The organism is Vibrio gangliei (assembly GCF_026001925.1).
GTDB classification, from domain to species: Bacteria; Pseudomonadota; Gammaproteobacteria; order Enterobacterales; family Vibrionaceae; genus Vibrio; species Vibrio gangliei.
In genome coordinates this window covers 2,122,614-2,142,829 of record NZ_AP021869.1, presented here as the reverse complement: position 1 = coordinate 2,142,829, position 20,216 = coordinate 2,122,614, and the positions used below count along the sequence as shown (strand labels likewise).

The window sequence follows — 20,216 nt, the reverse complement described above, 5'->3', positions numbered from 1 at the left end:
CTCGAGATTTCGAGTTTCGTTAAATCATATGCAACTTAAGCATCAAGGTCGAAAGGCCAAGGAATGCTGATAACCCTACCATATCAGTCACGGTCGTTAATGCCATTCCGCCTGCCAATGCTGGGTCGATATTCATTTTCTTCAATAAGATAGGAATAGTCACTCCGGCAATACCTGCGGCAAGTAAGTTGGCGAGCATTGCGGTTGCCATGATAGCGCCAAGCACCAAACTGCCTTTCCAGAACACCACGATCCCGCCAATGATACTGGCCCATAAAATACCATTTAACAGCCCGATTCCTGCTTCTTTAAAGAGTAATGAACGTTGGTTAGTGCTACCGATGTGACCGAGTGCTAAGCCGCGAATAACCAGTGCGACGGTTTGGTTACCAGCCACACCGCCCATAGAGGGAACAATCGTCATTAATACGGCAACTGAGGCCATTTGTGCTAGCGTGCCTTCAAACATGTTAGAAACGGAGGCGGCAGCCAGCGCGGAGAGAACATTAGCACCGAGCCAAACACTGCGGCGACGTACGGATTTAACTACAGGGGCGAAGGTATCTTCATCATCATCCAGACCGGCCATACTCATCATGGAGTGTTCAGCATCTTCACGGATAACGTCGACCACGTCATCGATGGTGATACGGCCGACCAATTGGCCTTCATTGTTAACAACCGGCGCTGACACCCAGTTACGGCGTTCGAACAGGCTAGCCACTTCAGTGTCACTGGTGTCTACCGAAATAGCCTCATCAGCATCTTCCATTAATTCAGTGATCGGAGTGTCGGTTTGTGCGGTAATCAAAGCCGTTAATGATAAATGACCAATTAACTTACTGTCGCTATCGATCACGTACAAAGCATCGGTTGCAGCTGGCAATTCGCCTTTCATACGCAAATAACGCAAGACCACATCCACATCGACGTCACTACGAATAGTGATGACGTCGGTGTTCATTAACCCACCAGCAGTATCCTCTGAATAAGACAGTGCCATTTCGACACGTTGACGATCGGATGAATCCATTTGATCGAGAACTTCACGAGAAACGTCGTCTGGTAAGCTACGCAATACGTAGGCGACGTCATCGGTATCCATGCCTTCTGTGGCTTCAGCAAGGATTTCAGGTGCCATTTTCGAGACGATACTGTCTTTAATGTCTTCCGACAGCTCATCCAGAATTTCACCGTAGTCTTCTGGATCGGTCAGTTGCCAAAGAACATCACGGCTTTTATGTGGAGAGGCTTCTAAAAGGTGGGCAATATCCTCAGGTTCCATGTCTTGCAGCTGACGACGGACATGGACAAAGCGACCGCTATCGATGGCTTCACTAACTTCTTGGAGGGTCTGATGGGTGAGTTCAAACTCTTGTTGTTCAGCCATGGCTCCACCTATATAACCTGAGGGAATAAATGCGTAAAGATGAGGTCTGAATATTAGCTTAATTTATAGGGGAATGTCAGCTGTAAAGCCGCTTTAAGACAGAAAAATGCTTGAAAACTCGGGAGGTAAGAGCAGATAAGTGTGATTTTTGTATGGCGTAATGAGCCCTTATTCTTCTTCGTCAAATTTTTGCTCAATTAGTGCACAGATGGCTGTGAGTGCTTGTTGAGATTGTGGCCCTTCGGCAATGATATCTATGTATTGTCCCTGGGCGGAGTCGAGCAATAAAATGCCCATCACGCTGTCTGCCGTTACTTCTCGATCGTCGGACTTTATCCTGACTGTGGCATCAAAGCTTTGTGCCAGCTCGACTAACTTAATTGCTGCACGAGCATGTAAACCTAAGCGGTTGCGAATTAAAGCAGTCTGCTGGCATTTATTCATTTGTGGTTTTTCTCAAGGCTAGTGTGACGAATTTGAACTTGATGTCCAAGTGCTTTGAAGTGCTCACCTAATTGTTGAGTCAGGTAAACCGAGCGGTGTTTACCACCAGTACAACCAATCGCCACAGTTAAATAGCTACGATTATTTTTCTCTAACAAGGGAAGCCATTGCTTTATGAAGCCTTCAATGCTGCTTTGAAGTGCGACAACGTCTTCTTCTTGCGACAGAAAATCGATGATAGGCTGATCTAACCCGGTCAGTGGACGCAATTCTGGCACCCAGTGTGGGTTAGGTAAAAAGCGCACATCGAAGACGTAATCCGCATCATTGGGTAGGCCGTATTTGAACCCAAATGATTCAAACACCATGACCAACTCTTTGGAGTCGCGACCTTGTATGCGTATGCGTACGGTTTCACTCAATTCATGCAGCGACAAATTGGTACTGTCGAGAACGAGATCCGCTTCTTCTTTTAAATTGAGCAAAAGATCTTTTTCTAGCTTGATCGCTTGTTCGAGCGAGAGCTTTTCTTTGTGCATCGATAAAGGGTGAATACGGCGTGTTTCGCTGTAGCGTTTCAATAAAGTCGATTGATCGGCATCGAGAAACAGCAAGCTTACATCGTAGTGCTGTTTCAGATTTTGCAGCGTAGTAGAAACCTCTGTTGGATCTTGCGGTAGGTTGCGTATGTCGATACTAACGGCGACATTTTGCTTGCTGCTACGTACTGAGGCGACAAAGTCATCCAGTAGGTTAACCGGTAAGTTATCGACACAGTAATAGCCAAGATCTTCAAGAACCCGCAAGGCAACACTTTTACCTGCACCAGACTGACCGCTGACAATGGTGATGTGTAATGGTTTAGAATCTTCAGAAGTCATCAATCAGTTAACCATGATGTCATACAATTCTTGGTCGGACTGCGCATTGCGTAGTAGCTTTAACGTTGCTTTATCATTGAGCTTCTCAGCCATTAAAGACAAGGTGGTTAAATGCGTTTTACATTGATCGTCCGGTACCAGTAGAGCAAATAATATATCAACAGGGCGATTATCAATAGCATCGAAATCGACTGGTTCTTCACATTGAACCAGAACGGCGATGGCTTGTTCGCTGTCAAAAATGCGACCGTGAGGGATGGCGATTCCGTTGCCAATACCTGTGGTGCCGACTTTTTCGCGAGTTAACATGCACTCAAATAATTGGGTGGAATCTAGCCCGCTGTGTTGAGCGGCGATTTCACTGATGATTTCAAGTGCACGTTTTTTACTCGTACACTGAACTGCGCTCTTGGTGCAGTCCAGTGCTAATACTTCATTTAGTTGCATGATTAATGACTACTTAATTTCTCTTTGTGTTTACTTAATTGACGCGCCAGTTTATCGACTAAATCGTCAATTGAAGCATACATGTTCTCACTTTGCGAGGAAGCGTGGATTTCACCTTGATTGACATGCAGTGTGGCTTCGGCAATTTGTTGCACTTTTTCCACTCGTAATACCACATGAGTATTGTTGATGTGCTCAAAGAAACGTTCTAACTTTTGAAACTTTGTATTCACGTATTCTGTGAGTGCATCAGTTAAATCGACGTGATGACCTGTGATGTTGATTTGCATAAACTTTCCTCTTTATTTTGCTACTGGTTAGAGTAGGCGTTTACGTTGACTAGAAGGTGCAATACCAAGCGATTCACGATATTTCGCAATGGTTCTTCTTGCGACTTGTATTCCTTGTTCAACTAAAAGGGCTGCAATTTTACTGTCACTTAACGGCTTCTTACTGTCTTCGGCCGCCACCAATTTTTTAATTAAAGCACGAATTGCGGTAGAAGAGCATTCTCCTCCGGTTTCGGTGCTTACATGGCTTGAGAAGAAGTATTTAAGTTCGAAAATTCCTCTTGGTGTGTGCATGTATTTTTGGGTGGTGACACGTGAAATGGTGGACTCATGCATATCGACATCTTGTGCAATATCATTGAGGACCATTGGTTTCATCGCTTCTTCACCATATTCAAAGAAATCTTGTTGATGTTCAACAATACAACGAGCAACTTTGAGCAGTGTCTCGTTTCGGCTTTCAAGGCTCTTGATTAGCCATTTGGCTTCTTGAACATGGGTACGAATATATTGGCTATCACTGCTGCTGCCTTTGCCCAGTGCGGCATACTCTTGGTTCACTTTTAAGCGTGGCACACTGTCAGGATTTATAGCAACTGTCCATTTACCTTTATCTTTAAACACGGAAACATCAGGTACAACATATTCAATGTCATCGGCACTGATGTGGTTACCCGGTCTTGGATCTAACTGCTGGATTAAACCAAGAATCTGCTTGAGCTCATCCTCTTTGAGTTTAGTCTCTTTACAAATCAATTTGTAATCACGATTACCTAGCGCATCGATATGATCGTGAAGCACCATTTTTGCTTCGGCTAGCCAAGGTGTGTCTGTTGGGTAAATCGCCAGTTGCAGGAGTAAACACTCTTGTAGGTTACGTGAAGCCACACCAAGTGGATCAAATTGTTGAATGCGTTTGAGTACCGCTTCAATCTCATCGAGTTCAATCTCGTCATTGCCTAAACTTTGTTGAATATCTTCTAGGCTTTCTGTGACATAACCATATTGATCTAGGCTATCTAAAATCGCTAAGGCAATTGTGCGGTCAATATCGCTAAATGGTGTCAGTTCTAATTGCCATTCGAGGTAATCTTGCAAGGTTTGCGTTGTCTCACCTTGATAGACCGGGAGTTCATCATCGCTACTAATCCCCGTGCTGCCGGTATTGGCGCTGTACACATCATCCCAGGTTGCATCAATGCTGAGATCATCACTAATGGTGGATTGTTCGAATTGTTCAGAGCTATCGGTAAGTTCTGGCTCAGACGTTGCCTCTGCTTGTAGGGTTTCTGCTGTGCTGTTAGATTCATCATTTTTGGTTGCATCATTATTGATGTCATCGAAATTGTCATCGACTTCCAGTAATGGGTTGGAATCTAATGCTTCTTGAATTTCTTGCTGTAAGTCGAGTGTAGAAAGCTGCAACAAGCGGATCGCCTGCTGTAGCTGAGGAGTCATGGAAAGCTGTTGGCCAAATTTAAGTTGTAGTGATGACTTCATGCAATAATCAATGCCTTATGCAAATATCCCTATTATTCCCTTCGTCTTTGTTGTGTGGTTGTGAGACAACCTCGTTATATATTTCAGTTCGTCTAACGGATTCATCGCTAAACTTACGATGACAGCAAATACGTTGAGTTTCTTCCTATACCATTATCATTAATCGAATTCACAATTAATGATAATGGTATCATTTTTTGACTTTGATCTTTCTGGAGTGTGTCCTTTCACTCTAAAGGTCAAAGTTGGCTGATGAAGAATGATGATTACAGGCGGAATTGCTCGCCTAGGTAAACTTTCTTCACTTGTTCGTCATTCAGTACTTCTTCCGGTGTGCCATTGGCGATGAGATGCCCTTGGCTCACGATGTAAGCGTGTTCACAAACATCCAGTGTTTCACGTACGTTGTGGTCGGTGATGAGCACGCCTAAGCCACGATCGCGTAGGTGTTCGATGATCTTTTTGATATCAATAACCGAAATTGGGTCAACACCAGCAAAAGGTTCATCCAATAGAATGAATTTAGGATTGGCAGCTAGCGCACGAGCAATCTCAACACGACGACGCTCACCGCCGGATAGCGCCATACCGGCACTTTTACGAATGTGCTGAATATGGAACTCATCTAATAGCTCTTCTAAACGGTCGTGTTTATCTTCTTTTGATAACTCATCACGGGTTTGCAACACCGCCATGATGTTATCTTCGACTGATAATTTACGGAAGATCGAGGCTTCTTGCGGCAAGTAGCCGATACCCATGCGAGAACGTTGATGCATAGGTAAGATGCTGATATCGGTATCATCGATGCTAATGGTGCCTTCATCGCGTGAAACAAGACCCACGATCATATAAAACGACGTAGTTTTACCTGCACCATTTGGGCCTAATAACCCGACAATTTGTCCTGATTTTACTTCCAAACCCACATCACTCACCACGCGGCGGTTACCGTAAGTTTTGGCCAGTTTTTCTGCTTTCAGTGTTGCCATAATTATTTCTGTTCCAATTGCGCGGGTTGAATCACTGTTGATACACGTTCACCGTTACCGCCATTCGCTTTTAGGTTCTGGCTAGAAATATGGTAAGTGATGACTTTGCCTTTGATCGTGCTGTCATCTTGGTGTAATTCCGCATTGTCTGTCATCACCAGTTCATCACTGGCGACGTTGTACACCAATTTATTGGCTTGGCCTTTGAGTAACTTGCCGTCATCGGTTTTTTGTGAAAAATGCGATGGTTTACCATAGCCTTGGATTTCGGTTAATTCGCCGGTTTTGGCGTTACGAAATACAATCAATTTATCTGAGGTCAACAAGATGCTGCCTTGGGTCAATTTCACATTACCGGTAAATGTGACTTTATTGCTTTTCATATCAAGGTCTTGGCTATCAGACGTAATATGAATAGGCTGTTTTTGATCGCTAGTCAGTGCCCATGAAGCGGCAGGGATGAGTGCACAAAGTAATGCGCTAGCGAATAAGGATCTAAGGCGTAAGTTTTTCATAGGTACCTTGTACTTGATCAAATAAAGTCGCGAGGTTGGTTTCAAAATTACCTTTCATCGCATTACCAATATTGGTGAATTGCGGTCCGGTCATCGTGACTTGGGTATCGGTTTCAAAATCTTTGCTATCAAGATTAATCTGCATTTTTTCGGTAGTCAGACGCTCAAAACTGGCGCCTTCGAGCACATTTCTACCTAGAACATTGTTCTGTAAGGTTAAAATATGATCTTTACTTAGTACGGCATCATCGGCTGTGATGATCCATTCTTCAATTTCACCTTCGCGATAGATAATCAGTTTAGGTGAGTGGAAGACGGTATGACCATCTTGAGCAAAGTGCTCTAATGATTCCGAATACATTTTGTAATTACGTAAGCCGGTTTCATCATAACTGGTGTTATAAAGATGTTCGCCGGTGAACATAGGGGCTTCTAAACTAGGAATAGCTTGCTCAAAATCATCCCCTGACTGCTCATACAAGTAATAGGCAGACCATGAGGCGATAAAAATCAACAGCAGATAAATGAGTCTAGATATGCTCATTAAATACTTAATCCTTGATAAGCTTCGAGTTCATCACGTGCTTGTAAAATCAAATCACACACTTCGCGGACAGCGCCGTGGCCGCCTTGAATGTGAGTCACGTAGTTAGCACGTTGACGCAGTAGTGGATGACCGTCAGCAACACACACTTTCAATCCCACTTTTTCCATTACAGGCCAGTCAATCAGATCATCACCGATATAACCAACCTGCTCTGGTGCAATATTTAATTTTTGCAGAATATCTTGGTAAGCGACAAGTTTGTTATCTTGCCCCTGATAAATCAAAGTGATACCAAGTGCCTGCATGCGATTTTCGACGATTTGAGACTGTCGACCCGTGATGATGGCAATCTCAATGCCTGCTTGCATTAATGATTTTACGCCGTAACCGTCGCGAGTGTGAAAGGTTTTAAGCTCTTCGCCTTGGTTACCCATGTAGACTAGGCCATCAGAAAAGACCCCATCAACATCACAAATGAGTAATTGGATATTTTTGGCGATTTTCATGATCGCCGTTGGGGCCTGACCATAAGGGGTTGGCGTCATTCGACTCATTACATTACTCCGGCTTTCAGTAGGTCATGCATATTCAATGCGCCTACTAATTTACCATCTTGGCATAGCATTAAGCCATTGATACTTTTTTCTTGCATGATATTCAAACCTTCAACGGCCAGTAAATTTGGCGCTGCGATGGTTGGGTTCTTGGTCATTACTTGGCTAATTGGCGTGGTGTGAACATCAATACGTTGGTCGAGTAAGCGACGTAAATCCCCATCGGTGAAAATGCCGAGCAGTGTCATATCATCCTCGACAATCGCGGTCATACCGAGACCTTTTTGTGACACTTCCAGTAGGGCATCACGAATGAGTGCGTCTTTTGATACCGTAGGCAGTGCCTCACCAGAATGCATGATGTCTGATAATTTGAGCAGCAGTTTGCGGCCTAGTGCGCCACCAGGGTGAGACAAGGCAAAATCTTCAGAAGTGAAGCCACGTGCCTGCATAATCGCAATGGCTAGGGCATCCCCCATCACCAGTGTGGCAGTGGTGCTTGCTGTTGGCGCAAGATCGAGTGGGCAGGCTTCTTCTGGCACGGTAATTTGTAAATGCAAGTCAGCCAGTTTCGCCATGTTAGATTCAGGCTTGCCGGTCACGCCAATGATGCGAATGTGGCGGCGTTTCAATACTGGGTACAAGGCAAGAATTTCAGACGATTCACCTGAGTTTGAAATGGCGATAACAATGTCACCCGACTCGATCATGCCTAGGTCACCATGACTGGCTTCTCCTGGATGAACAAAAAAAGCAGAGGTGCCAGTGCTGGCGAGAGTGGCGGCAATCTTTTTACCAATATGGCCAGATTTTCCCATCCCCATCACAACCACTTTGCCTTGGTTGTGTAAAATCATGTCACACGCTTGGTCAAATTGTTCGTTGAAATACTGAGTTAATTGCTGCAATCCACGCATTTCAATCGATAAAACATCATTTGCTACAGAGCGATAATCAAAACAAGTCGACATAATTTTATTCCTAATAATTTTTATTTATCTCATCGAATTAGCAACGCGAGTGAGCGGTATCGCTGCTCGTAAGTGTGCTCGCTGAGTTAAGCGCTCATATTGTAAAACAGATAGCCGATATAAGCTAAGAAACACAAAAAGAGTGCTGCACCTTCGATACGGTTGATGCTACGAGATTTACCAAACGTCATTACAACCAGCAGTAATGATATCGCAAGCATGACCCAAAAATCACGGTTCATAACCAGTTCGCTGATCATGGATGGGTGAATGATTGCCGGTAACCCCATAACCGCAAGAATATTGAAGATGTTTGAGCCGATGATATTCCCTACAGCCATATCATCTTCCCCTTTAAGAACGCCAGCTAAAGAGGCCGCCAGTTCTGGCAAGCTAGTGCCGACAGCAATGATGGTTAAGCCAATCACAAGATCACTCATACCTAAGTATTTAGCGATGATCACGGCATTGGTTACCAATAAGTCTGCCGAAAACAGTAATAAGCCCAAACCCACCAAAACCCAAAACAGCGCTTTGCTGTTGCTTACGCCTTCTGGAATTTCAGACTCTTGTTGCTCAACCATCACATCTTGCTCGCCACGGTTGTCTTTGCTGATTTTAATCATGAATAAGATAAAGCCAACAAATAGAGCAATAAGGATTAAACCTTCAGTAAAGCCTAAGTAACCATCCCAAAATAAAGCACCGGCAATGAGTGTGACAATAATCATCAATGGGAGTTCGCGGCGTAATACAGTTGAGCTGATACTCAGCGGTTTCACCATCGCGGTGATACCTAAAATCAAAGCGATGTTGGCAATGTTTGAGCCCAATACGTTGCCGATTGCTGTATCGGTTCGACCATCAAAAGCTGCCGTGGCTGAAACAATCATTTCTGGCGCAGAAGACCCCATCGCCAGTACCGTCATGCCGATAACAAGAGGGGATATACCCATGTTTTTTGCCACCGCTGCGGAGCCATAAACTAATTTATCAGCACTCCAAACCAAGAGCGCGAGGCCAACAATAAGTAATACGACAGCAAGTAACATGATAATCCCTGTTTCGTTTGATCAATGACAATAGGCTTAGTCCATTCAACCATGGATAGATTAAATGACCGTAAAATTTAAGAGGCGCAATTTTGACGGTTAGCGTAACAAAAAGGAAGTCCTTGGACATATTTATTAATGATTTATCCCTTTCGAATGTGAAGCTGCTGCGTTATTAATGGCGTTGGATGAGAGAAAATTTGTTTTAAACAGGCTGAAATTCGCATCTTGGAGGGGTTTAGGTATATGATGCCGGAATGTAGGGTGTTTGTTATCTTTTATTAAGAGTTGCTATGACATCGGAATTGGTATCCATTAAATCATTGTCTTTTCATCGCAATCAACGCGCCATCTTTGATGACGTGAGCTTGTCGATCCCGAAAGGAAAAATTACCGCGATCATGGGGCCGTCAGGCATTGGTAAGACGACCTTGCTAAGGCTGATTGGTGGGCAAATTGCTCCGACACAAGGTGAGATTTGGTTTGATGGTGATAATATCCCCACGTTGAGCCGCCAGCGTTTGTATCAAGTGCGTAAGAAAATGAGCATGTTGTTTCAATCTGGCGCATTGTTCACCGACATGAATGTGTATGATAACGTCGCTTTTCCACTGCGAGAGCACACTCAATTGCCTCAAGAATTAATCGACACTTTGGTAAAGCTGAAATTAGAGGCGGTGGGCTTGAGAGGCGCGGCACAATTAATGCCAAGTGAGCTCTCTGGCGGTATGGCACGCCGCGCTGCGTTGGCAAGGGCGATTGCGCTTGATCCTGAACTCATTATGTATGACGAACCATTTGTTGGCCAAGATCCTATTACCATGGGCGTGCTGGTGGAGCTTATCAAAAATCTTAACCATGCACTTGGCGTGACTTCGATAGTGGTTTCACACGATGTGCCTGAAGTGATGAGCATTGCTGATCATGTTTATTTGCTCTCGAATGGTAAGGTGATTGCACAAGGTAGCCCAGATGAACTTAGACAGAATCAAGATCCGCGGGTACAGCAGTTTTTGTTAGGTCAAGAAGATGGCCCGGTACCGTTTCATTTTCCTGCCTTAGCGATAGAAAAGGATATTTTTGGCCGTGAATAAGCAGCAGTCTTTTGTTGAAGCTTTCCTGAATCGAATTGCTAGGCTAGGGGCGAGAACCTTATCATTGGCAGAGTCGTGGGGAAGAGCGTCATTAATGTTGTGGGGTGCTTTGGTTGGTGTGCCACAATTTAAGAAAAATACACCACTGTTGATTAAGCAATTGTACGCAGTTGGCGTGCAATCTTTGGCGATCATTGTGGTGTCTGGTTTATTTATCGGTATGGTGTTGAGCCTACAAGGCTACATTATTTTGGTCGATTATGGTGCGGAAGGTAGCTTAGGCCAAATGGTCGCATTGTCGTTGTTACGTGAACTTGGCCCAGTGGTGACAGCTTTATTATTTGCTGGCCGGGCTGGTTCTGCGTTAACTGCTGAAATCGGGTTAATGAAAGCCACCGAGCAGCTGTCGAGCTTAGAAATGATGGCGATCGACCCCTTACGCCGAGTTGTCGCGCCACGTTTTTGGGCTGGTGTGATTGCGATGCCACTCCTCGCGATGATCTTCATGGCGGTTGGCATTTGGGGCGGACAAATTGTCGGTGTGGAATGGAAAGGTATTGATGGCGGCAGTTACTGGTCAGCGATGCAATCGTCAGTTAGCTTGGGCTACGACATCGGAAACAGTGTGATAAAGAGCTTAGTGTTTGCCGTTACCATTATTTGGATTGCATTATTTAATGGTTACGACTGTGTACCCACCTCTGAGGGGATCAGCCGCGCGACCACACGTACTGTTGTGCATTCTTCACTCGCGGTTTTAGGGCTGGACTTTATTTTGACCGCGGTGATGTTCGGGCATTAATTGGTTTTTTAAGACGTTATTCAATCAATCGCCCATTTAATCAACAAGTTTGAATTTATATTGGAAGTAAATCATGCAAACGAATCGTCGTTTAGAATTAATGGTAGGTAGCTTTGTTCTTTTAGGCGTGATTGCCATTTTGGTGATGATGTTTAAAGTGGCGAATGTCACTAGCATTGGTCCAAGTGATAATTATATTTTGAAAGCGCGCTTTGATAACATCGGCAACTTAAAAGTACGTTCGCCGGTGAAAGTTGGTGGGGTTGTGGTTGGGCAAGTCACCAACATTAGTTTGGATACGACCGATTATGTGCCTGTGGTGAGTATGGCGATTGGTCGCCAATTTGGTGAATACCCTGATACGTCAAGTGCGCAAATTTTAACGTCCGGTTTGATTGGTGAGCAATACATCAGTTTAGTTCCAGGTTTTGTGATGGAAGGGGTCAGTACCACCTTACAAGATGGGGATTTTATTGAGGACACCAAGTCTGCGTTAGTGCTAGAGGATTTGATCGGCCAATTCCTCTATGGCAATAAAGACTCAGGTCAGAATGATTCAGATAAGAGTTCTGAGCAGTAAAAGACAAGGAGTAGATCATGTCTTACTTAAAACGTTTTTCTCATTTCTCATCGATTGCATTGGCTTTTATGCTGGCAATCTTTTCTTTTTCTTCACCAGCGGCAGAAATGGATTCAAGCAATCCGTATCAATTGATCCATGCTGTGGCGGATAAAACCTTTCAACGTTTAAAATCTGAACAGCCTAAAATTCAAGCCGATCCCAATTATTTAAAAACCATCGTTGATGAAGAAATGATGCCGTACGTCAATTATCAATACGCGGCATTGAAGTTATTAGGACCGAATTTACGCGGTGCGGATAAAAAACAAGTGGCTGAGTTTATTGATGAATTCCGAGCCTATTTGATCACCAACTACGCACAAGTGTTAACGCAATACACCGATCAAACCATTCAGTTTGCCCCTGAAAAGAATATTGCTGCCGATACACGCATTGTGTCGATTCCACTTGAAATCGTTGATAATCAACGACCAAATATCAAACTTGAGTTTACTTTATTGAAAAATAACAAAACCGGTGAGTGGAAAGCGTACGATATGGTGGCGGAAGGCATCAGCTTATTGTCGAGCAAGCAATCAGAATGGAACAGCAAAATTCGCCAAGAAGGCATTCCAGCAGTGAGCCAAGAGTTAGCTCAGCTTGCTAAGAAAGATATTGTTTTTGAAGGGAAAAAATAGTGAAGGCCTTGAGCTGGCAAACGCAATCGGAGACCAGAAGCGCGATTGTCGGGCCGCTAACCCGAGAAAGTGTGCCTCAACTTTGGCAACAATTACAAGCATGGCAGCCGCAAGTGAGCGAGTATGACGTATGCTTAAAGCAGGTTGAGCGAGTGGATTCTACCGGTATGGTGATGCTGATTCATTTAATACAGCATGCAAAAAATCAAAATTGCCATATAATGTTGCACTTTATGCCAAGCCAACTTCACACTTTGTTGGAATTAAGCAATGTGGATGGGTTGCTCTCAGAGCACATTCAGGCTACTGAACATTAAAAATTAGAGGGTTACGTGGACATTATCCAAGTAAAACAAATATTAGATGACGCTTTGTCATTACAAGAAATTCATGTCAAAGGTGAAGGCAGTCACTACGAAGTGGTGGCAGTCGATGCCATGTTTGACGGTATGAGTCGCGTTAAAAAACAACAATTAATTTACGCGCCCTTGATGGAATACATCCAAAGAAATGATATTCATGCCGTATCAATCAAAACATTTACTCCTGAAGAATGGGCTCGCGATAAAAAGTTAATGTCGCTATAGCTAGCCTTTGGCTTAAATTATCTTTCAGGCTTAAATTACTCATGTGACTTAGATATAAAAAGTTAACAAGCAAGGTTTTTAATGGAAAAATTTAAAGTACACGGCTCAGGTCCGTTACAAGGTGAAGTCACTATTTCTGGTGCAAAAAATGCAGCGTTGCCAATTTTATTTGCTGCGATTTTGTCAGAAGGCCCAGTCGAAGTGGCGAATGTTCCTGCATTACGCGATATTGATACTTCAATTGAATTACTTAAGCGCTTAGGTGCGGAAGTTGAGCGTGATGGCGAAGTCTTGCATGTTAATGCGGGCCCAATTCATGAGTATTGTGCACCGTATGATTTAGTGAAAACCATGCGTGCATCAATTTGGGCGTTAGGTCCATTGGTAGCACGTTTTGGTCATGGTCAAGTTTCTCTGCCAGGTGGTTGTGCCATTGGCGCTCGTCCTGTGGATCTTCATATTCACGGTCTTGAGCAATTAGGCGCCACCATCACTTTAGATGAAGGTTATGTCAAAGCCGAAGTGGATGGCCGCTTGAAAGGCGCACATATCGTGATGGACAAAGTGTCAGTTGGCGCAACCATTACCATCATGTGTGCGGCTACTTTAGCTGAAGGTACCACGGTACTAGAAAATGCAGCTCGTGAACCTGAAATTGAAGACACTGCGGCATTTTTGAATGCATTAGGCGCGAAAATTACTGGCGCAGGGTCTGGCACCATCACCATTGAAGGCGTAGAGCGTCTCGCTGGTGGTAAGCATACTGTGGTCGCTGACCGAATTGAAACCGGGACTTTCCTTGTTGCTGCGGCAGTGTCTGGTGGCAAGATTGTGTGTCGTAACACCAAAGCCTCTTTGCTTGAAGCCGTATTGGCTAAGCTTGAAGAAGCGGGTGCGAAGGTGGAAACGGGCGAAGACTGGATCAGCCTTGATATGACGGGTCGTGAACTGAAAGCGGTGAATATTCGCACTGCTCCGCACCCAGGCTTTCCAACCGATATGCAAGCGCAGTTTACTTTGCTCAACATGATGGCAAAAGGCAGCGGCGTGATCACTGAAACCATCTTTGAAAACCGCTTCATGCATGTACCTGAATTACTTCGTATGGGTGCAAAAGCGGAAATTGAAGGTAATACGGTGATTTGTGGCGACACCAAAGGGCTAACCGGTGCACAGGTGATGGCGACCGATCTTCGTGCTTCAGCAAGTCTAGTGATTGCTGGTTGTATTGCTAAAGGTGAAACCATTGTGGATCGTATTTATCACATCGACCGTGGTTATGACCGCATTGAAAATAAATTGAATGCGCTAGGTGCCAACATCGAGCGTTTTAAATAATTGGGAAGAGTGGGAGATTAATGGCTCTCACTTTTCTCGCTAAGAGAAGCTGAAGCCTTGCGGTTTCGGCTTTTTTATTGTGTACTGCGTAAAGTTTTTTCTATCTGCGCGTTACCCGTTGGAGACACTGAATGATTGCTTTACTACGCATTATTGCTGTCGCGATATTTGCTCTCTTCATGTTTATTTTTGGTTGTGGCTACTGTTTATTTAGCCCACGAAATCCCCGCCATGTCTTTACGTTTGGCCGCATGTTTGCCCGTATGTCGAAAGTTTTTGGGATTAAACTTGAATTACGTATTCCTGATAATGCTTACGAGCGTGGTCAACATATTTACCTTGGAAACCATCAAAACAACTGGGATCTCTTTACCATTTCAGCGGCAGTCACACCGAATGTCGTTACCGTTGGTAAGAAAAGCCTAGTGTGGTTGCCTTTATTCGGGCAACTGTACTGGCTGACCGGTAATATCTTAATTGACCGTGCAAACCGCAGTAAGGCGATGGACACCATCAGTCAAGTGGCCGAACAAATTAAAAAGAGCAAAGTTTCGGTGTGGATGTTCCCTGAAGGGACGCGTTCTCGTGGTCGTGGTTTATTGCCATTTAAAACTGGTGCGTTCCATGCTGCGATTGCGGCGCAAGTGCCGATTATTCCTATTGTGTGTAGCTCGACCGATAATCTAAAAATTAACCGTTGGAATAACGGCCATGTGATTGTTGAGATGTTACCGCCGATCAGTGTCGAAGGGTGCGATAAAGAAAACGTGCGTGAATTACTGAAGGAATGTCGCAATCAAATGAAAGCCAAACTAGAGCAGCTAGACGCTGAAGTGGCTGAGCGTAACGCAAAATAAATCACTGGGCTCATAGCAAGGAGTTGTCCCTTGAGAGCGTAACGGTTCGAATACCCAAAAGCCAATGAGCATCCAGTTCATTGGCTTTTTTCTTTTTTCTCCTTTTTCGGAGAAGGGAAAAGGAGATGGTCTGCTTCGAAATGAACAGGAGAAAGGAAGGACGTTATAACCAACCTTTGCGTTTAAAATAGAAGTAGGGCGCAAATCCAGAAGCGATCATGAGTATCAAGGCTAATGGGTAACCAAAAGTCCAATCGAGTTCAGGAATCAAATGGAAGTTCATACCATAAATACTGGCAATTAAAGTTGGCGGCAGGAACACCACCGCGGCAATTGAGAACGTTTTGATGATCTGGTTTTGTTCGATATTAATAAAGCCCTGCGCCGAATCCATTAAGAAATTTATTTTCTCAAATAAGAAAGTGGTGTGAGACATTAATGTTTCAATATCTCGCACGATTTCGCGAAGGGTTTCAAGTTGATCAGGGGTCGACTTTAAATGACGCAACAGGAACGAAATCACGCGCTGTGTATCCATCAAGCATAGGCGAATTTTTCCATTGCTATCCTCTAAGCGAGCTAAGCGACTGATGCAGTCTTCCCAATCGGCTTCCTCTTCTTCTAATACCGTATAGCTGATTTTTTCCAGCTGATGATGAATGTCTTCAATGGTATCGGCGTGGTTCTCAACTTTTTGCTCTAATATCGTAATAAAAAGCGACTGTACATCATCACATTGTACTTGGCCTTTACGGGCTCTCAGACGCAGTAAACGGAAATCGGCGATGCTGCCTTCTCGGATGGTGATCAGTCGGTCTTGCTGTAAAATTGAAGCAATGTTAACCGTTGTATGACGGCCTTCACTGGGTGATAAAAAGAGTGAGTGTACGTGTAGACCTTGTGGATCGACAAAGTAGCGTGATGAAGCCTCAATTTCTTCTACATCATTCGATGCGGGCAGCTCTAAACCTAACTGCTGAGAGAGCAAGTAGCGTTCTTCATTGCTCGGGCTATGCGCATCAATCCAGTCAGAGTCTTCGATCAAGGTCGCGATATCATCACCAGGGCTGTGTTGAATCTCTTGAATAAAGCCATTGTTGATTTTAAAAAATCGCATCGTCGTTCACTCCTATTCGATGACATCATTTACCATTATCTTAACAGCTCTGCTACGTTTTCCGAGTTCGAATCGCCATTCTAGCGCTTTAAGTCACTGTTTCATTAAGTCAGTAAATGAATTCTTAGTTACATTTTGAAATATTTATTGACACTTTGTTGCCTAGGCAATTAAAATCCCCATTTATTTGCCTAGGCAGGTAAGTTGTAAAAGAGATGTTGTATTAGACAAATATTTCTTAGAAACCAAAATTTCTTAGAAAAAATGGTTAAGAAAAATAGCGAAAGAACAAATCAACATAGCGGAGGCATTGAAGTTAGGCTCATGACAACTCTTTCTTATATGCAAGCACCCGGCATTCCGTTGGGTAAATTGATTGCCCTAGTGAACCACCATAAAGAACGACTTCTTACTCAATACCTTATGCCACTTGATATCACGCCAGCGCAGTTCAAAGTGTTAGCGACGATGCAGTTTGATGGTATGAAATCCCCCGCTGAAATCAGTAAATTATTGGCTATCGATTGTGGCTCAATGACGAGAATGGTTGAGCGATTAGTGAAGAAGTCTTTGTTGGAAAAACAGCCTAATCCAGAAGATAAACGCGGAGTGTTACTCATACTCACTCCTGCAGGTGAAGCGCTTTTATATCAGTGTATCGAGGTGATTGAAAATGACGTCAGCCCGTTACTGATAGGAGATTTATCAGCGCAAGAAGTGAAGCAGTTGAGTGGTTTATTAGAGCGCTTACTGCCGCGAGGTTAATTATTCTTGATGAGACATCGCTCTCTGAATAAAACTTTCGCAATACATAATTATATTGATGATCAAATGGTTGAATCATGGAAACTAAACAAGAAAATATTGAAGCTGCTGTAAAACCGAAAAGCAAACGTAAAACCTCTTTTCTTATCTTATTGATTGCTTTATTGGTGATCGGCGGTGGATGGTTTGCTTATTACGAACTGTATGCCAAGTTCGTTGAAGAAACCGATGACGCTTATGTGAATGGCAACCTAATTGCGCTATCTCCTCAAATTGCTGGTACCGTGACTAAAGTCGTGCCTGATGAAGGCGATTTTGTGAAGAAAGGGCAAGTTTTGGTAGAGCTTGATTCCAATGATACGCAAATCGCATTGCAAGATGCTGAAGCAAAACTGGCGAGTAAAGTTCGCGAAGTTCGCAGCATGTATGCGGCTGCGGATAACTATAAGGCGAAAGTGGAATCAAGCAAGGTAGCTTACCGTCAAGCCTTAAGCGATTACAATCGTCGTAAAAACTTGGTTGAACGTGGTGCAATATCAAAAGAAGATTTGATTCACTACCAAGACAACGTTGAATCAGCCAAAAGCCAATTAGAAGCGGCGGAGCAATCATTAGAAATGACGGTTGCTTTGGTTGATAACACCGTACTAGAAACACACCCAGGCGTGAAATCTGCAGTCGCTGCGTTACGTAAAAGCTACCTGGATAATATGCGTACTCAAATCGTGGCACCTGTAAGTGGTTATGTGGCAAAACGTGCAGTACAACTGGGTGCTCAAGTTCAGCCAGGTAGTCAGTTAATGACCATTGTGCCGCTGCATGAAGTGTGGGTCGATGCGAACTTTAAAGAAAGCCAAATGAAAGATATGCGTATCGGGCAACCAGTGACGCTAACTTCGGATCTGTATGGTGAAGATGTGGAATACAAAGGTGAAATTGAAAGCCTAGGTATTGGTACTGGTAGTGCTTTCTCTTTATTGCCAGCACAAAACGCCAGTGGCAACTGGATTAAAATCGTTCAACGTCTTCCAGTTAAAATTCGCTTAGAAGAACAAAACCAAGATAAATACCCATTGCGTATTGGTTTATCTATGCTCGCAAAAGTCGATATTCGTAATACCGATGGTAAAGTGCTAGCGAAATTACCTAAGCAAGAAGCACGCTACAATACCGATGTTTACCACAACTCATTAGAAGAAGTGGATAAATTGGTAGCTAAAATCTTACATGAAAATGTTGGCGTAACGACTGCAGCGCAGTAAGAGGCGTTCATGAACGAGCAAACTTATACGCCTCCGAGTCTCCCTTTAGCGGTTATTGCTTTGGCGCTAGCAACGTTTATGCAGGTGCTCGACAGTACCATCGCTAACGTAGCTCTGCCGACCATTGCCGGTAACCTCGGGGTCAGTTCGGAACAAAGTACTTGGGTGATCACCTCTTTCGCGGTGTGTAATGCAATCGCACTGCCACTGACGGGCTGGTTTTCGCGCCGCATTGGGCAATTACGCTTATTTATGGCCTCGGTAGCCTTGTTTACCTTGTCGTCATTTTTGTGCGGTATTGCAACCAGCATGCCGGAATTGATTGTATTCCGTGCATTGCAAGGCTTCTTTGCTGGTCCCATGTTTCCAATGTGTCAGACATTGCTGTTGGCGATTTTCCCATCAGTGAAGCGTGGTGCTGCGTTGGCACTCATTTCTATGGTCACCGTGGTCGCACCGATTGTTGGTCCTATTACGGGCGGTTGGATTACCGATAACTATTCGTGGCCATGGATCTTTTTTATTAACATTCCTATTGGTATTTTCTGTTGCTTAACGGTATGGCAGCAATTGAAAGATCGTGTGGATGTGACAGCCAAAATGCCGATCGATTTTATTGGTATTGCCTTGCTAGTGGTTGGTGTTGGCTTACTGCAAGTTGTACTCGATCTTGGGAATGATGCCGACTGGTTTGAGGCGACGCATATTGTTGTGATGACATGCATTGCGGTGGTGTGCCTTATTTCCTTTGTGATTTGGGAATTAACCGAAAAGCATCCGATCGTAAACCTTTATCTGTTTAAAGATCGTAACTATACCGTGGGTACTATCGCGCTTGTGTTAAGTTATGCCGCGTTTTTTGCGATTAACTTGATCTTGCCTCAGTGGTTGCAAATTTACATGGGCTACACCTCAATATGGGCTGGTCTTGCTTCCGCGCCGATGGGGGTTCTGCCTTTATTGTTGACGCCATTAGTCGGTAAATACGCTCATAAATCGGATATGCGATTATTAGCCAGCATCTCGTTTATGGTGATTGGGTTGTCATGCTTTATGCGTTCGTATTTCAATACGTTCGTTGATTTTGCCACGATTGCTCAAGTGCAGATGTTCATGGGCATCGGGATTGCCTTTATGTTTATGCCACTGACCACGATTTTCTTGTCAAACTTACACGGACAAGAAATTGCCGATGCGTCAGGTTTAACGACCTTCCTACGTGTGCTGGGGGGGAGTTTTGCATCCTCACTCACGACTTGGATGTGGACGCGTCGTGCTGATTTCCATCATGCCAACTTGACCGAGCATGTCAGCAACTACAACCCAGCAGCGGTGGATTATATTCAACGTATGGGCGGTGAAACTCAGACTAACCTGGCTGCGGTAGATCGCATTATTACCGTGCAGGCATATATGAATTCAACCATCGACTATTTCTACTTACTTGGTTGGTTATTCTTTGGTTTGATAGTGATTGTGTGGTTCGCCAAAGGGCCATTTATTAAATCTGGTGGGCCTGGCGCTGCATCGGCATCTGCGGGGCACTAGTCT

The 20,216-nt window shown here is 44.1% G+C and carries 24 protein-coding genes; 11 read left to right on the top strand and 13 right to left on the bottom strand.

The annotated features are described in order from the left end of the window. Positions 1 to 19: 19 nt before the first annotated feature. The 12 genes from mgtE to Vgang_RS09895 all read right to left on the bottom strand — a co-directional run bounded on the left by mgtE (position 20) and on the right by Vgang_RS09895 (position 9,583). A complete protein-coding gene (mgtE, locus tag Vgang_RS09950; RefSeq protein ID WP_105900790.1) occupies positions 20 to 1,390 on the bottom strand; it encodes a magnesium transporter in 1,371 nt (456 codons plus the stop codon). A gap of 168 nt (positions 1,391 to 1,558) precedes the next feature. Beyond that, positions 1,559 to 1,834 (bottom strand): HPr family phosphocarrier protein, encoded by a 276-nt coding sequence (locus Vgang_RS09945; RefSeq protein ID WP_105900791.1) that lies wholly within the window; start codon positions 1,832 to 1,834, stop codon positions 1,559 to 1,561. Further along, positions 1,831 to 2,715: an RNase adapter RapZ gene (gene rapZ / locus Vgang_RS09940; RefSeq protein WP_105900792.1), complete on the bottom strand. Its 885-nt coding sequence runs from the start codon at positions 2,713 to 2,715 to the stop codon at positions 1,831 to 1,833. Before rapZ ends, Vgang_RS09945 begins: the two co-directional genes overlap by 4 nt. A 3-nt stretch (positions 2,716 to 2,718) precedes the next feature. After that, positions 2,719 to 3,162, bottom strand: a complete 444-nt coding sequence (ptsN, locus tag Vgang_RS09935) for a PTS IIA-like nitrogen regulatory protein PtsN (protein WP_105900793.1) — start codon at positions 3,160 to 3,162, stop codon at positions 2,719 to 2,721. Between the two features lie 2 nt (positions 3,163 to 3,164). After that, positions 3,165 to 3,452, bottom strand: coding sequence for a ribosome hibernation promoting factor (gene hpf, locus Vgang_RS09930; protein WP_105900794.1), 288 nt, complete (start codon positions 3,450 to 3,452; stop codon positions 3,165 to 3,167). A 27-nt stretch (positions 3,453 to 3,479) separates the two neighbouring features. Further along, entirely contained in the window at positions 3,480 to 4,910 is a 1,431-nt protein-coding gene (locus Vgang_RS09925) for an RNA polymerase factor sigma-54 (protein ID WP_406708310.1), read from the bottom strand. 308 nt (positions 4,911 to 5,218) lie between these two features. Continuing rightward, positions 5,219 to 5,944, bottom strand: a complete 726-nt coding sequence (gene lptB / locus Vgang_RS09920; protein WP_105900796.1) for an LPS export ABC transporter ATP-binding protein — start codon at positions 5,942 to 5,944, stop codon at positions 5,219 to 5,221. Between the two features lie 2 nt (positions 5,945 to 5,946). Further along, positions 5,947 to 6,459 carry a lipopolysaccharide transport periplasmic protein LptA gene (lptA, locus tag Vgang_RS09915; protein ID WP_105900797.1) on the bottom strand — a complete coding sequence of 171 codons (513 nt, stop codon included), beginning with the start codon at positions 6,457 to 6,459 and terminating at the stop codon, positions 5,947 to 5,949. Continuing rightward, entirely contained in the window at positions 6,440 to 7,003 is a 564-nt protein-coding gene (gene lptC / locus Vgang_RS09910; protein ID WP_105900798.1) for an LPS export ABC transporter periplasmic protein LptC, read from the bottom strand. The genes lptA and lptC overlap by 20 nt, the downstream gene beginning before the upstream one ends. Next, positions 7,003 to 7,560, bottom strand: coding sequence for a 3-deoxy-manno-octulosonate-8-phosphatase KdsC (gene kdsC, locus Vgang_RS09905; RefSeq protein WP_105900799.1), 558 nt, complete (start codon positions 7,558 to 7,560; stop codon positions 7,003 to 7,005). The genes lptC and kdsC overlap by 1 nt, the downstream gene beginning before the upstream one ends. Continuing rightward, positions 7,560 to 8,531: an arabinose-5-phosphate isomerase KdsD gene (gene kdsD / locus Vgang_RS09900; RefSeq protein ID WP_105900800.1), complete on the bottom strand. Its 972-nt coding sequence runs from the start codon at positions 8,529 to 8,531 to the stop codon at positions 7,560 to 7,562. The genes kdsC and kdsD overlap by 1 nt, the downstream gene beginning before the upstream one ends. An 86-nt stretch (positions 8,532 to 8,617) precedes the next feature. Continuing rightward, positions 8,618 to 9,583, bottom strand: coding sequence for a calcium/sodium antiporter (locus tag Vgang_RS09895; protein WP_105900801.1), 966 nt, complete (start codon positions 9,581 to 9,583; stop codon positions 8,618 to 8,620). A 293-nt stretch (positions 9,584 to 9,876) separates the two neighbouring features. Here Vgang_RS09895 and mlaF point away from each other — a divergent pair, with 293 nt between their 5' ends. The 8 genes from mlaF to Vgang_RS09855 all read left to right on the top strand — a co-directional run bounded on the left by mlaF (position 9,877) and on the right by Vgang_RS09855 (position 15,521). Next, on the top strand, positions 9,877 to 10,677 hold the full coding sequence (gene mlaF / locus Vgang_RS09890; protein ID WP_105900802.1) for a phospholipid ABC transporter ATP-binding protein MlaF: 801 nt from the start codon (positions 9,877 to 9,879) through the stop codon (positions 10,675 to 10,677). 25 nt (positions 10,678 to 10,702) lie between these two features. After that, positions 10,703 to 11,479, top strand: a complete 777-nt coding sequence (gene mlaE, locus Vgang_RS09885; protein WP_406708309.1) for a lipid asymmetry maintenance ABC transporter permease subunit MlaE — start codon at positions 10,703 to 10,705, stop codon at positions 11,477 to 11,479. 73 nt (positions 11,480 to 11,552) lie between these two features. Further along, positions 11,553 to 12,059 carry an outer membrane lipid asymmetry maintenance protein MlaD gene (gene mlaD, locus Vgang_RS09880; RefSeq protein WP_105900804.1) on the top strand — a complete coding sequence of 169 codons (507 nt, stop codon included), beginning with the start codon at positions 11,553 to 11,555 and terminating at the stop codon, positions 12,057 to 12,059. Positions 12,060 to 12,127: 68 nt separating this feature from the next. After that, positions 12,128 to 12,739 (top strand): phospholipid-binding protein MlaC, encoded by a 612-nt coding sequence (gene mlaC, locus Vgang_RS09875; protein ID WP_105900928.1) that lies wholly within the window; start codon positions 12,128 to 12,130, stop codon positions 12,737 to 12,739. After that, a complete protein-coding gene (locus Vgang_RS09870) occupies positions 12,739 to 13,056 on the top strand; it encodes an STAS domain-containing protein (RefSeq protein ID WP_105900805.1) in 318 nt (105 codons plus the stop codon). Before mlaC ends, Vgang_RS09870 begins: the two co-directional genes overlap by 1 nt. Before the next feature lie 15 nt (positions 13,057 to 13,071). Continuing rightward, positions 13,072 to 13,326: a BolA family iron metabolism protein IbaG gene (ibaG, locus tag Vgang_RS09865; protein ID WP_105900806.1), complete on the top strand. Its 255-nt coding sequence runs from the start codon at positions 13,072 to 13,074 to the stop codon at positions 13,324 to 13,326. Positions 13,327 to 13,407: 81 nt separating this feature from the next. After that, positions 13,408 to 14,664: a UDP-N-acetylglucosamine 1-carboxyvinyltransferase gene (gene murA, locus Vgang_RS09860; RefSeq protein ID WP_105900807.1), complete on the top strand. Its 1,257-nt coding sequence runs from the start codon at positions 13,408 to 13,410 to the stop codon at positions 14,662 to 14,664. 131 nt (positions 14,665 to 14,795) lie between these two features. Then, positions 14,796 to 15,521, top strand: coding sequence for a 1-acylglycerol-3-phosphate O-acyltransferase (locus tag Vgang_RS09855; RefSeq protein WP_105900808.1), 726 nt, complete (start codon positions 14,796 to 14,798; stop codon positions 15,519 to 15,521). 163 nt (positions 15,522 to 15,684) lie between these two features. Here Vgang_RS09855 and corA read toward each other — a convergent pair whose 3' ends face one another. Further along, a complete protein-coding gene (corA, locus tag Vgang_RS09850; RefSeq protein WP_105900809.1) occupies positions 15,685 to 16,638 on the bottom strand; it encodes a magnesium/cobalt transporter CorA in 954 nt (317 codons plus the stop codon). A 324-nt stretch (positions 16,639 to 16,962) separates the two neighbouring features. Here corA and Vgang_RS09845 point away from each other — a divergent pair, with 324 nt between their 5' ends. The 3 genes from Vgang_RS09845 (at position 16,963) to Vgang_RS09835 (ending at position 20,213) form a co-directional block, all read left to right on the top strand. After that, positions 16,963 to 17,403, top strand: coding sequence for a MarR family transcriptional regulator (locus Vgang_RS09845; protein WP_105900810.1), 441 nt, complete (start codon positions 16,963 to 16,965; stop codon positions 17,401 to 17,403). Between the two features lie 77 nt (positions 17,404 to 17,480). Next, entirely contained in the window at positions 17,481 to 18,665 is a 1,185-nt protein-coding gene (locus tag Vgang_RS09840) for an efflux RND transporter periplasmic adaptor subunit (RefSeq protein WP_105900811.1), read from the top strand. Positions 18,666 to 18,674: 9 nt separating this feature from the next. Then, positions 18,675 to 20,213, top strand: a complete 1,539-nt coding sequence (locus Vgang_RS09835; RefSeq protein ID WP_105900812.1) for a DHA2 family efflux MFS transporter permease subunit — start codon at positions 18,675 to 18,677, stop codon at positions 20,211 to 20,213. Positions 20,214 to 20,216 lie beyond the last annotated feature (3 nt).

What these genes read in the sequence shown, in the direction of transcription:
- mgtE (WP_105900790.1), bottom strand. Translation starts at nt 1,390, where the DNA reads ATGGCTGAACAACAAGAGTTTGAACTCACCCATCAGACCCTCCAAGAA.
- Vgang_RS09945 (WP_105900791.1), bottom strand. Translation starts at nt 1,834, where the DNA reads ATGAATAAATGCCAGCAGACTGCTTTAATTCGCAACCGCTTAGGTTTA.
- rapZ (WP_105900792.1), bottom strand. Translation starts at nt 2,715, where the DNA reads ATGACTTCTGAAGATTCTAAACCATTACACATCACCATTGTCAGCGGT.
- ptsN (WP_105900793.1), bottom strand. Translation starts at nt 3,162, where the DNA reads ATGCAACTAAATGAAGTATTAGCACTGGACTGCACCAAGAGCGCAGTT.
- hpf (WP_105900794.1), bottom strand. Translation starts at nt 3,452, where the DNA reads ATGCAAATCAACATCACAGGTCATCACGTCGATTTAACTGATGCACTC.
- Vgang_RS09925 (WP_406708310.1), bottom strand. Translation starts at nt 4,910, where the DNA reads ATGACTCCTCAGCTACAGCAGGCGATCCGCTTGTTGCAGCTTTCTACA.
- lptB (WP_105900796.1), bottom strand. Translation starts at nt 5,944, where the DNA reads ATGGCAACACTGAAAGCAGAAAAACTGGCCAAAACTTACGGTAACCGC.
- lptA (WP_105900797.1), bottom strand. Translation starts at nt 6,459, where the DNA reads ATGAAAAACTTACGCCTTAGATCCTTATTCGCTAGCGCATTACTTTGT.
- lptC (WP_105900798.1), bottom strand. Translation starts at nt 7,003, where the DNA reads ATGAGCATATCTAGACTCATTTATCTGCTGTTGATTTTTATCGCCTCA.
- kdsC (WP_105900799.1), bottom strand. Translation starts at nt 7,560, where the DNA reads ATGAGTCGAATGACGCCAACCCCTTATGGTCAGGCCCCAACGGCGATC.
- kdsD (WP_105900800.1), bottom strand. Translation starts at nt 8,531, where the DNA reads ATGTCGACTTGTTTTGATTATCGCTCTGTAGCAAATGATGTTTTATCG.
- Vgang_RS09895 (WP_105900801.1), bottom strand. Translation starts at nt 9,583, where the DNA reads ATGTTACTTGCTGTCGTATTACTTATTGTTGGCCTCGCGCTCTTGGTT.
- mlaF (WP_105900802.1), top strand. Translation starts at nt 9,877, where the DNA reads ATGACATCGGAATTGGTATCCATTAAATCATTGTCTTTTCATCGCAAT.
- mlaD (WP_105900804.1), top strand. Translation starts at nt 11,553, where the DNA reads ATGCAAACGAATCGTCGTTTAGAATTAATGGTAGGTAGCTTTGTTCTT.
- mlaC (WP_105900928.1), top strand. Translation starts at nt 12,128, where the DNA reads ATGCTGGCAATCTTTTCTTTTTCTTCACCAGCGGCAGAAATGGATTCA.
- murA (WP_105900807.1), top strand. Translation starts at nt 13,408, where the DNA reads ATGGAAAAATTTAAAGTACACGGCTCAGGTCCGTTACAAGGTGAAGTC.
- Vgang_RS09855 (WP_105900808.1), top strand. Translation starts at nt 14,796, where the DNA reads ATGATTGCTTTACTACGCATTATTGCTGTCGCGATATTTGCTCTCTTC.
- corA (WP_105900809.1), bottom strand. Translation starts at nt 16,638, where the DNA reads ATGCGATTTTTTAAAATCAACAATGGCTTTATTCAAGAGATTCAACAC.
- Vgang_RS09845 (WP_105900810.1), top strand. Translation starts at nt 16,963, where the DNA reads ATGACAACTCTTTCTTATATGCAAGCACCCGGCATTCCGTTGGGTAAA.
- Vgang_RS09840 (WP_105900811.1), top strand. Translation starts at nt 17,481, where the DNA reads ATGGAAACTAAACAAGAAAATATTGAAGCTGCTGTAAAACCGAAAAGC.
- Vgang_RS09835 (WP_105900812.1), top strand. Translation starts at nt 18,675, where the DNA reads ATGAACGAGCAAACTTATACGCCTCCGAGTCTCCCTTTAGCGGTTATT.